The 11244-nt window shown below is 63.6% G+C and carries 12 protein-coding genes; 2 read left to right on the forward strand and 10 right to left on the reverse strand.

The genetic code is table 11. From position 1 onward, the window contains the following. Position 1 precedes the first annotated feature (1 nt). The 9 genes from dmpG to rarD form a co-directional block, all read right to left on the reverse strand. Entirely contained in the window at positions 2-1027 is a 1026-nt protein-coding gene (gene dmpG, locus WEB61_RS12325) for a 4-hydroxy-2-oxovalerate aldolase (RefSeq protein WP_368064643.1), read from the reverse strand. Between the two features lie 2 nt (positions 1028-1029). Beyond that, positions 1030-1977 carry an acetaldehyde dehydrogenase (acetylating) gene (locus WEB61_RS12330; protein ID WP_368064630.1) on the reverse strand — a complete coding sequence of 316 codons (948 nt, stop codon included), beginning with the start codon at positions 1975-1977 and terminating at the stop codon, positions 1030-1032. 9 nt (positions 1978-1986) lie between these two features. Then, entirely contained in the window at positions 1987-2694 is a 708-nt protein-coding gene (locus WEB61_RS12335) for a 2-keto-4-pentenoate hydratase (RefSeq protein ID WP_368064631.1), read from the reverse strand. Between the two features lie 61 nt (positions 2695-2755). Then, positions 2756-3607, reverse strand: a complete 852-nt coding sequence (locus WEB61_RS12340; protein ID WP_368064632.1) for an alpha/beta fold hydrolase — start codon at positions 3605-3607, stop codon at positions 2756-2758. Positions 3608-3633: 26 nt separating this feature from the next. Beyond that, positions 3634-4506, reverse strand: a complete 873-nt coding sequence (locus tag WEB61_RS12345; protein WP_368064633.1) for a VOC family protein — start codon at positions 4504-4506, stop codon at positions 3634-3636. Positions 4507-4518: 12 nt separating this feature from the next. After that, positions 4519-5349, reverse strand: coding sequence for a 3-(cis-5,6-dihydroxycyclohexa-1,3-dien-1-yl)propanoate dehydrogenase (gene hcaB, locus WEB61_RS12350; protein ID WP_368064634.1), 831 nt, complete (start codon positions 5347-5349; stop codon positions 4519-4521). A 35-nt stretch (positions 5350-5384) separates the two neighbouring features. Continuing rightward, positions 5385-5948 carry a 3-phenylpropionate/cinnamic acid dioxygenase subunit beta gene (locus tag WEB61_RS12355; protein ID WP_368064635.1) on the reverse strand — a complete coding sequence of 188 codons (564 nt, stop codon included), beginning with the start codon at positions 5946-5948 and terminating at the stop codon, positions 5385-5387. After that, positions 5948-7330 (reverse strand): Rieske 2Fe-2S domain-containing protein, encoded by a 1383-nt coding sequence (locus WEB61_RS12360; protein WP_368064636.1) that lies wholly within the window; start codon positions 7328-7330, stop codon positions 5948-5950. The genes WEB61_RS12355 and WEB61_RS12360 overlap by 1 nt, the downstream gene beginning before the upstream one ends. Positions 7331-7481: 151 nt before the next feature. Further along, positions 7482-8420, reverse strand: a complete 939-nt coding sequence (gene rarD / locus WEB61_RS12365; RefSeq protein WP_368064637.1) for an EamA family transporter RarD — start codon at positions 8418-8420, stop codon at positions 7482-7484. Between the two features lie 153 nt (positions 8421-8573). On the opposite strand from rarD, the gene WEB61_RS12370 reads away from it, so the two are divergent. After that, positions 8574-9191, forward strand: coding sequence for a glutathione S-transferase family protein (locus tag WEB61_RS12370; RefSeq protein ID WP_368064638.1), 618 nt, complete (start codon positions 8574-8576; stop codon positions 9189-9191). A 141-nt stretch (positions 9192-9332) separates the two neighbouring features. Next, a complete protein-coding gene (locus WEB61_RS12375; protein WP_368064639.1) occupies positions 9333-10160 on the forward strand; it encodes a hypothetical protein in 828 nt (275 codons plus the stop codon). A 329-nt stretch (positions 10161-10489) separates the two neighbouring features. Here the strand turns inward: WEB61_RS12375 and WEB61_RS12380 are convergent. Further along, positions 10490-11244: TIGR03032 family protein (locus WEB61_RS12380; protein ID WP_368064640.1), on the reverse strand; the 755-nt coding region annotated here is incomplete at its 5' end.

Here is an 11244-nt window from a genome sequence, read left to right on the forward strand (position 1 = left end):
CTCAATCCGAGCGCGCCGCTTCCTGCCGCGCGAGATCGAGGGCGATATCCACAATCATGTCCTCCTGCCCGCCAACCATAGCGCGTTTGCCCGCTTCCAGCAGAATTTTGCGGACATCGACGCCGTAACGTTCCGACGCGGTTTCCGCATGACGCAGGAAGCTCGAATAAACGCCCGCATAGCCGAGGCTCAGCGTTTCCCTGTCGACGCGCACCGGCCGGTCCTGCAGGGGCCGCACGATGTCTTCCGCCGCATCCATGAGCGCGAGGAGATCGCAGCCATGTTCCCAGCCATAGCGATCGGCGGCGGCGATGAAGACTTCGAGCGGCGCATTGCCCGCCCCCGCGCCCATGCCCGTAAGCGAGGCATCGACGCGGACAGCGCCGTTCTGGACGGCGGCGATGGAATTCGCGACGCCGAGCGACAGGTTGTGATGCGCATGGATGCCGCGCTGCGTTTCCGGCTTCAGCACCGCGTCATAGGCGCGAAGCCGGGCGGCGACGTCATCCATCGTCATGGCGCCGCCACTGTCGGTCACATAGACGCAATGGGCGCCGTAACTCTCCATCAGCTTCGCCTGCCGTGCCAGGGCATCGGGCGGCGCCATGTGGCTCATCATCAGGAAGCCCGAAACGTCCATGCCGAGCTTGCGCGCCGACTCGATATGCTGTTTCGCGACATCCGCCTCGGTGCAATGCGTCGCGACGCGTACCGACCTCACGCCCATCCCGTGGGCGCGATGCAGATCCTCGATGGTGCCAATGCCGGGCAGCAGCAGCGTCGTCACCACAGCCTTCTCGACCACCTCACAGACCGCTTCGATCCATGCCCAGTCGGTGCAGGCACCGAAGCCGTAATTGAGGCTCGACCCCGACAGCCCGTCGCCATGCGCGATCTCGATCGCATCGACGCCCGCGAGGTCCAGTGCGCGGGCGATGGCGCGCACATGATCGAGAGAATATTGATGCCGGATCGCATGCATGCCGTCGCGCAACGTCACATCCTGGATGTAAAGGCGATCCGGAATGTTCATGCCGCCACCTGCCATTTCAGCGCGATTGCCTCGGCGGTGCGCAGCGCCGCAGAAGTCATGATGTCGAGATTTCCCGCATAGGGCGGCAGGTAATGCCCTGCCCCTTCGACTTCGAGGAAGGTGCTGACCTTGAGGCCGGTGAAGGAGCGATCCATATCCGGCAGGTAAAGCGGGTTGTTGCCGCCAACTTTCTCGATCTGCACGGCCTGCTTCAGACGGTAGCCGGGCACATAGGCCTGCACCTCGGCAACCTTCTTCCCGATGGCCGCGACGATCTTTGCCGGGTCCGCGTCGTCGCACAGGCAATGCACCGTGTCGCGCATAATGAGCGGCGGTTCGGCCGGATTGAGAATGATGATCGCCTTGCCGCAGGCGGCGCCGCCCACGCTTTCGATGGCTCTCGACGTCGTCTCGGTGAATTCGTCGATATTCGCGCGCGTGCCGGGGCCTGCGGATTTCGAAGCGATGGAGGCGACGATCTCGCCATAGAGCACGGGCGAGACGCCGCTGACGGCGGCAATGATGGGGATCGTCGCCTGGCCGCCGCAGGTGACCATGTTCAGGTTCCGCTCGTTTGCGAGCCTGTCGAGATTGACGCTCGGCACCACATAGGGGCCGATGGCGGCGGGCGTCAGGTCGATCACCTGCTTGCCACGCGCCTGCAGGATTTCATTGTGATGCCGGTGGGCGCCCGCCGAAGTCGCATCGAAGACGATGCCGATGCTCTCGAATTCCGGCATCGCCACCAGGCCGTCGATGCCTCCCGCAGTGGTGGCGACACCGAGCCTCGTTGCGCGGGCGAGACCGTCGGATGCGGAGTCGATCCCCACCATCGCCGCCATCTCCAGCGTTTTGGAGAGGCGCATGATCTTGATCATCAGGTCGGTGCCGATATTGCCCGAGCCGATGATGGCGGTGCGTACCCTCCCCTTCGCTCCGATCATTCGCGTCTCCTATTCGAAGGCGACGCGCAGGGGTTTGAAGCCCTGCACGCAAACGGTGAACTCGCTACCTGCCGTCGCATTGCACATCGGGCCGAGGGCGCCGGAGAGGATGATGTCGCCGGCTGCGAGCGGCCGGCCGACCTCCGCCATCTTTTTCGCAAGCCACCGCGCGGCGTTCAGCGGATTGCCGAGGCAGGCCGCCGCGACGCCGACCGATACCTGCCTGCCGTCAAGGCACATCTCCATGCCGCCCAGATGCAGATCGATTTCCGACAATTTGCGCCGGTCGCTTCCGAGCACGAATTTCGCGCCCGAGGCATTGTCCGCGACCGTATCCGCCAGCGTGATCCGCCAGTCGGCAATGGCGCTGTCGACGATTTCCACCGCCGCCACCGCGTAGTCGATGGCCGTCGCGACCTCTTCGAGGCTCGGCTCCGGGCTCTTGAGGGGCTTGCCGAGAACGAAGGCGATCTCGGCTTCCACCTTGGGCTGCATCAGCCCGGCAGCAGCAACCGAAGCCGCGCCGCTCATATCGTCGACATCGAACAGCATGCCGTAGTCCGGCTCGTTCACGCCGAGTTGCGTCTGCACGGCGGGCGATGTGAGCCCGATCTTCCGGCCCACTATACGCTCGCCCGCCGCGAGACGCCTCCGCGTGTTGATCTCCTGAACGGCGTAGGCCGAGGCAACGCCGAAACCGGGGGCGGTTTCGGTCACCGGGGGTATGGGGGTCCGGCTACGTCGTGCCTCGGCCAGGGCGGCCGCTATCGCCTTCAGATCATGCGGCATCGGCCGCCCCGAAGAAGTCGCCCGTCACGCGGTTGAATTCCTCCGCGTGTTCCCATTGCGCCCAGTGTCCGCATTGCGGCAGGACGAAAAGACGCGCTCTCGGAATCTGCTTGAGCAGCGGGAAGGCCATGTCGATGGGCATCACCCTGTCCTCGCGGCCCCAGATGATCATCGTTTCGTGCTTCAGCGAGGCAAGACGCGGATCGTTCCAGAGCGGCTCCATCAGCGCCTTCGGATCGGGACGCATGGGCGGCGTCTCGACGATATGCGGCTGCAGGGCGGTCTTCATGCGGCCTTCGAGCAGCTCGTCGGTGAGCTGGGACGGGTCGTAGACGAAATCCTTCACGAAGCCCTTGAGACGTTCGAGCGACGGGCCGGGACCGTCGTAAAAGAAGAGCAACGTCTTGATCGCTTCGGTCGGGAACTGGCTGAACATCGGTGTGCTGCCGCCCGGTCCCATCAGGACCATGCGGTTGACCTTTTCAGGCCGGTCCAGCGCCAGGCGCAGCGTCACCATGCCGCCCAGCGAGTTGCCGACGAAATGCGCCTTGTCGATGCCAAGCTCGTCGAGGAACTCGCCCATCTTCGTCGCGTACCAGGCAGGCATGGCGCTGCCCTTCGGCTTGATGTCCGACTTGCCGAAGCCCGGCAGGTCGGGGACGATCACACGGAAGCTCCGCGCCAGCACCTCGATGTTGCGGTTGTAGTTCGACCAGCCGCTTGCGCCCGGTCCGCCGCCGTGAATGAGAACGAGCGCCGGGCCTGCGCCCGCTTCGTTGTAGTGAATCCTGACGCCCTTGACCGTGACGAACCGGCTGGTGCTTTCTTCCGTGATGCTCATGAAACTTTTCCCCGTTTGCCTTTCTTCTAGACGCGCTTGTGGCCCCACATGCTCGTGACCTCGTGATGGGTCACGCGCCAGACATCGTCGTGAACCTCGATACCCGCCGTGCCGACCTCGACCTCGAAGCCCGAAGGCGTCGCGGCATAGAACGACACCATCTGGTCGTTCGAATGCTTGCCCAGCGTCATGGTCTGCTTGACGCCGCAGGCGCCGATGCGGTCCATCGCGAAGCCGACATCGTCCAGCGTCGCCATTTCCACCATGAAATGATGCAGCCGTTTCGGCGCCGGCATGGGCGCCAGCGCCAGCGTGTGGTGGCGCGGATTGCAGTGATAGAATTCGAGCACCAGCGTGAAGTCGGGCGAAACCGGTATGCCGATCGTGTCGGAAAGCCGGAAGCCCAGAAGCTCCGTGTAGAAATCGCGGATCTCGGCGATCTTTTCCGAAGCCAGCACAACATGGCCGGCGCCCTGGCCGCCCGTCATGAAACCGGAAACACCCGCCGGCGAATGGAACGGCATATTGGTGAGCGCCGTCGCGCCGACATAGACCTCGACCTGAAGCCCGGCCGGATCGGTGAGAACGAGAAGGTCGCGCACGCCGCGCTCCTTCTTCAGATTGCCGGATGCGGGCGAACAGGGAACGCCGGCCTTTTCGAGCCGCTCGCGAAGTTCCTGCAAGCCTTCCGGCGTTTCGACTTCGAGCCCGATGAAGGAAATGTCGTCCGCCGCCCCCTTGTCGAGATGGATACGGAAGGCCCGGTCGTCCATCCGGTAGCGGGCCGAGGTGCCGTTGCCGCGTCCCGGCATCAGACCCAGAAAACCCGTCAGATAATCATCCCATGCCTTGAGGTCGCTGACCTCGAAGCCGATATATCCAAGCGATGCGACGCCCATCGGTTTCTCTCCCTATTTTCCGTATTTGGCGGCAAGGCCCGCGCCCGCCGCCACGATGCCGATGCCCCGGACACCGATGCCCGTCTCGCAGATCAGGACGCCGCCGGTTGCGGGCGCGCTGTCCCGCCGCGACGCGAAATAGACATAGGAGCCGGCATATTCCGCAGGCGCCGGCACCCGGCCGAGCGGCACGACAGGTGCCGCGAGCGCCGGCAGATCGACGCTGCTGATCGCCTTGTCGGCAAGGCCGAGCGCGGCCGGCCCGCGCAGGTCGGTATCGATCGGCCCCGGTGCCACGCCGTTGACGCGGACGGTCGGCGCCCATTCGAAGGCAAGCTGGCGGATCAAGCCGACGACCGCATGTTTCGACGCGGTGTAGAGCGCGCCGCCGCCCGCCGGATCGAAGCCGGCATTGGAAACCGTGTAGACGAGCGAGCCGCCGGAGCGGACCAACGCCGGGAGCGCCGCCTTCGCGAGATGCAGGTATCCCTTCACATTGACGCCGAACAATTCGTCGAAGGCGCCGTCGATCTGCTCTTCCGGCATGTCGTCGAGCGTGACGCTGTAATCCCAGATGCCGGCATTGCCGATGGCGCAGTCGAGCTTGCCGAAACGCTCCACCGCCAGCGCCACCGCCGCCTTGTTGTCCGGCCCCGAGCGCACGTCGCCCGCATGGGTCAGGACGGCATCGCCATGGTGGCGCTTCACTTCCTGGAGTTTCTCCGCCGAGCGGTCGAACACCACCACCCGTGCGCCCTCCTCCACGAACCTGTCGACGATGGCACGGCCGAGACCCGATGCACCTCCCGTCACAAGCGCGACTTCTCCTTCCAGTCTTCCCATGAGCCTCCCCGCTCGTTGACGTTTCGGATCCTGTCCTAGAACAGGGTGCTCATGTTGGTCGCGCGGATCAGCGTCTGGTCGAGATAGATTTCCCGCCCGCAGAGCTTCAACTCCTTGCCGGTGCGGCGAAGCGTATCGACGCGCCGCCCGACCCACATGCTCTCCTCCGTATTGAGACGGCTGCGATAAAGGATGAAGGCGACCTCGACCGTCGTCTCCGCGCCGTTCACGCCGGTGATGCGGACATTGTCGACGATATGGCGCGTGCGGGACGGCGGATCTTCGGACCATGAGGAGCCGGACTCCATCTTGGCGACGCGCATCGCGAGCGCCCGCTTGTCATCGTCGTAAAAGGACATGTCGCCGCGTTTCGTGAACTCGCGGTCGATATCGGACAGCGTCACCGTCCGCCGGATCGGCATCCAGTAGTTGCAATCCTCGGTCCAGAGATCGAGCCAGGCGCGATAGTCGCGCCCGTCGATCATCGCCGCCTCCGCATAGAGGAACTGCTCGATCTCGAACTGAAGCTCCATCCGCTGCTGAAGGGAAAGCGCGTCGAGACCGGATGTTTCGGCTTCCACCGCCCTTGCCTGCGACATCAGACCCTCCCCTTGGGAAAGGACGGATGGTTCGCCTTCAGTTCGGCCCAATTGTCCGCCGTCAGCCAGTTCGTCCAGTTGGTATAGAGCCAGCGTTGCGCGTGTTCGCTGATGGTCGTTTCCACGCGGCGCGCGCCGGCGGCATCGGTCAGCACCTCGTCCTGGCCGAGCCCCATCGCCATGTGGTGGCGATAGTCCCGCGCCTTCACGCCGCGCGATGCGCGCGTGCTCTGGCTCCAGTTCTCGCCGTCATCCTGTTCGAGCATGCCGGCCGGTCCGAAAAGATGCGCGCTGAAGTTGATCTGTTTCCGTCTCAGCTCTTCCGGCATGGCTTTCGGCAGGATGGTGAACCACCAGATTTCGGTTGCGAAGGGACCGCGCGGCAGGCGCAGCGAAAGCTGCGTGCCGTTGGTCGAGACCCAGAGATTGGGGAAGATGTTGGGATGCCCCATGCAGCGAATACCGGTGGGGCCGAGCAGGTCCCGCGCGGCGCTGAGGCGCGGCGGCACGACGGGCCTGTCCGGGTTCTTCAGCATTCCGGCCGCCGCTTCGGCCATGCGCTCCTCGTCCGACATCGCGTCGATCTGGGCCTGTTTTTCTTCGGGAATGACCGGCCCGCTGATCGCATGTCCGTAGTCGCCGAACATCACCATCTGGTTTTTCGGATGCAGGATGGCGGCGATGTCCATGAAACCCGCCATGCCCGCAGAGGCATGGCTGTATTGCACGTGATACCAGTCGAAGAGATTGTCGACGGCGATCTTCCAGTTGCAGTCGATGACGTTTTTCTGGATGCCGTCCACAATTTCGACGGGGCCGTTCGCCACGAGAAGGCCGAGGCCGATGCGGCCGACCTCGCCCAGATAATCGGGGAGCGGCGGCGTGTCGGGATCGAGCGTCGCGAAATAGAAGCCGTGGAGATGATCGACCTGCGCCGCCCTGGCGAGGCCCCATTGCGACTTGTCGAAGTCCTTGCGGTAATAGGCCGTCATGCCGGGAACGCCGATCAGGTCGCCGTTCAGGTCGTAGTTCCAGCCGTGATAGGAGCAGACGAAGGATTTGGCATTGCCCTGCTCGGCGCGGCAGAGCGCATTGCCGCGATGCCGGCAGGTGTTGAGCAGGACCTGCACCTCGCCCTGCTTGTCGCGGACGACGATGACCTGATCCTCACCGATATAATTGATGAAATAGTCGCCGGGATTGGGGATCTGGCTTTCGTGGCACATGAAGTTCCACGCGCGCGCATAGATGTTGCGCATCTCCAGATCGTAGATTTCCTGATCGGCAAAAACCCTGCGATCGAGCGTTCCCTCGGCCGGATCGAAGCAGGAACGAATTTCAGATTTGCTCGGGGCGCCCCCCGGCTCTTGAACCAAGTCCATCGCTTCCTCCTGATTCCGCTGCTTTCGCAATTTTGCGTGCGGCGGCTTCGTTGCGGAAAGGATGAGGCCTGGCGCCTCGAAACACATAACCATGCCGTCCGGGAAAATTGATAATTCGTCCGGAAATGCGGCGGGCGGCCCGGCGACGGCGTCACTTCGCCGGTGAAACGAGCCCGGCCAAACGGCGCAATTCGCGCTCGCGGCGCCATGTGTCGATGCTGAAGAGACCGAGCGCGACCCAGATGAGGGAGAAAGTGACCAGCCGGTCGATGCCGAAGGGCTCGCCATAGAGGAAAACGGCGATCAGGAAGGATGTGGTGGGCACCAGATATTGCATCAGGCCGAGGGTGGTCAGGCGGATGCGCTGCGCCCCGAAGGTGAAGAGGAGCAGCGGCACGGCGGTCATCGGGCCGGTCAGGATCAGCAGAATATCCGTGTAAGGATCGACATTGCCGAAGACGGCGCCGCCCTGCGCCGACATCCAGAAAAGCCAGGCGATGCCAAAGGGCGCGAGGATGACGACCTCGACGAAGAGACCTTCGAGCGCCTCGGCGCGCACGATCTTCTTCAGATAGCCATAGGCGGCAAAGCTGACCGCGAGGAAGAGCGACACCCAGGGCACGAAACCGAGCGCCAGCGTGAAATAGAGGACGGCGGCGGCGGCGAGCGCGATCGCCAGTTTCTGCGCGCGCGACAGGCGCTCGCCCAAGAGCAGCACACCGGCGAGCACGCTCATCAGCGGGTTGATGAAATAGCCGAGGCTTGTTTCGAGGATGCGATCGGAATTGACGGCCCAGATGAAGACCAGCCAGTTGGAACCGATGATCGCGGCGGTGAGGCTGAGGATCGTCATGGCGCGGCGGTCGCGCAGCACGATCATCAACTGCCGGCGGCGGCCAAAGACGAGAACGCAGGCGGCGACGAGCAGCAGGCTCCAGAGCGCGCGATGGGCCAGAATTTCCATCGGCACGACATGGGCGAGCTGGCGGTAATAGATGACGGAGAGGCCCCAGAGCAGATAGCCGGCTCCCGCTGCGGCCGCGCCGAGTGCGGCCTCGCTCGCGGGGGCTGCGGGAGACGCGGTGGTCATGGGGCTTGTTCCGAAGGGACGCGGGAAGCGCGCGAAAGAAAGCACGAGTCGCCGGGGAGCGGCCAGCGGAAAATTGTAGCCATTACAATTGAACGGTTGATCCAGCGGGGACAGGTGGCGTTTTCTTCACGGGACGAAATTCCGGGAACGATCATGCTGAAGATTTACGGCCATGCCGGATCGATCAATGTGCGGAAGGTGCTGTGGCTTTGCGCGGAGCTTGGCCTCGACTTCGCGCGCGAGGATTGGGGCGGACGTTTTCGCTCGACGGTCGAGTCCGAATTTCGGGCGCTCAATCCGTTCGGCATGATCCCGGTCATCGACGACGAGGGCTTCGTGCTCGCTGAATCGAATGCGATCCTGCGCTATCTCGCGGCGAGCCGCGCGCGCCACGACCTGCTGCCGGCCGAGGCCCGGCCAAGGGCGCGCGTCGAGGCGTGGATGGACTGGCAGGCGTCGGACTTCAACAAATCCTGGCGCGCGGTCTTTCAGGCGCGGGTGCGCAACAATCCCGCAGTCAGCGCGGAAGCGGCCGAAAGCTCGGCGGTGGCGTTCAACGAGGCTGTGGGAAACGTCGATGCGGCGCTTGCCGACGGCCGCGATTTCCTCTGCGGCGGTTTCTCGCTTGCCGATATCGTCATCGGCCTGTCGCTGCATCGCTGGAAGTCGGTGCCGATGGCGCGGCCGGCGCTGATGCATGTGGATGCCTATTACGCGCGGCTCTGCGAGCGGCCGAGCTTTCAGCGATATGGACGCGACGGCGGGGCGTAAGTGAATACGGTGACAGGAGCTCCTGTCACCGTATTCCGTGTTGCTCCTGTCACCGTATTTTCTCCCACCGTATTTTTTCTGATAAGCTTATTTCATTGAACCGGTGCGGCTTTGCGCCGGGGGAAATGGGGGGAGATTCAAATGAGCTTCACGATGTGGGGCCGCTCGGCGGCCTTATTTGCCTTGTTCGGCACGCTTGGCGCCTGCACCAGCATGGAGCAGAAGGAAGCGATATTGGCGCCGCAGTTTCAGAAATATTCTCATCCGAAGCCCGATCTGGTCGAAAGCTCGCCGGCGGTGGGCGAAAAGCAGACCGTCGCGCTCAACAAGATCATGTACACCGCGACATATGGGCCCAAGCACGGCGCTCGCCTTCTCGCCGACATCAACGACGAGAATTGGGCTTTCCGTTTCACGGCTTCCAAAGGCGCCGTCTTCTCCGCCTTCACGCGGGGAAAGGGCGGCGAGGCGATCTACTGCACCACCATGCCTGTCACCTACAGCAGTTTGGCGGGCAATCAGGGCGGCTGCCTCATCGACCAGACGGGCGATGGCACTTTCGATGATTTCTCGCGGCTCAACCAACCGCTCGACGTCTACGATCCGTCCACGGGGATCGCGGCCCTCGCGTCCCCCGTTCCCTACGAGACAGTGGAGATCGGCGAGCCGGAATTCCTTGTCAAGATGAACGTCTATTTCGACGGCATAGAAGAAGGGCAGCTTCTTCTCGCCTCCGCGGGTGCGCGCACCAAGGGAGGCGATTTGCCCGAACGCAGCCTCACCTATGCGGACAAGCACCGGTTCGGGGTCAACACGCAGGACGTAAGGGCGAATGTCGACGGAGTAGTAATGATCATCCACAGCGCCACTGCCTCGGAGATCACCTACACCGTTGAGAGCGGCGGCTTCCAGAACATCCAGTTCCTGCATCAAGGGCATCTCGCCAACATGCGCTATCCGATCAACTAGCCGGAAAAACGGGGGCTGGCGGCCGCAACCGCACCGTCGGCCTCACCTGACATCCCGGGCTGCCTGCCCGAATACGGTGACAGGAGCCACGATTCCCATGCTCAGAAGGGAACGTTGCTCCTGTCACCGTATTTCCAGAAATAAATAAGCAATGCATCGACGCCACGCCTGGGCATCGACAATCTCCGCAACAAGCATCGACGTGGATTGGGTCCCGGCAACGAGTGCCGGGATGACGCCGAGTTTTTTGGCAACCGAAGAGACTCAAACCACAATATGCGACCACCCTCCCCTTGAGGAAGGTGGGGAAAAGTTCGTAAGCGGACGTTCTAGGATTTTCCCGAACTGTCCGGGCCGAGGAAGACGAATTTTCTGGCTTCCTCGCCTTGCAGGCCGACCAGAAGGGGGGCGCGGGCGCCGGGCAGGAAGGCGACGTCGTAGAGCTCCTCGACGGAGCCCGTGATCGAAATGGTGTGTTCGATTTCGCCACTCGCGAGGTTGATCGCGTAGATGCCGCAGACGGGTTCCCTGCCCCGCGTCTTCAGTTCATCCTCGAGCGGCAGGCCCTCGAAGACCTTGTTGCGCGGCTTGGAGAGGCCGACGATCGCGTAGTCGCCGATGAAGCGCAGGCCGCGCACGAAGCCCGGGCACCAGGTGACGCGGTTGAAGGCGCCGGTGGCCACATCGATCCAACCGAACCAGCCGGTGCCCGCTTCAAGCAGCCATAATTTGCCGCGATAGAGGCGCGGCGAATGCGGCATGGCGAGGCCCTGGGCAACCGCTTTGCCGGTCCGCATGTCGATGACCTGGCCGCCATCGGCGCGGTGCGGGCGCCAGCCGCCGAGCGTGTTGGTGGCTGCGATGACGGTCGCGTAGGCGGGCACGCCGGCGTCGAGACAGAAGCCGTTCAGATGGCAGCGGTCCTCGCCGACAATGCGGTCGATGAAAGGCGGACGCCAGAGCGGGTTGAAGCTGCCGCGCATGTCGAGGCTGGCGACGCAGTTGTAGCCGGTGACGACGGCGAGCAGGCGGCCCTTCCTGTCGATGGCAAGATCGTGGATGTCGACGCCGCCGGTGACGTGGG

This window comes from Parvibaculum sp., from assembly GCF_040882025.1.
Taxonomy (GTDB): domain Bacteria; phylum Pseudomonadota; class Alphaproteobacteria; order Parvibaculales; family Parvibaculaceae; genus Parvibaculum.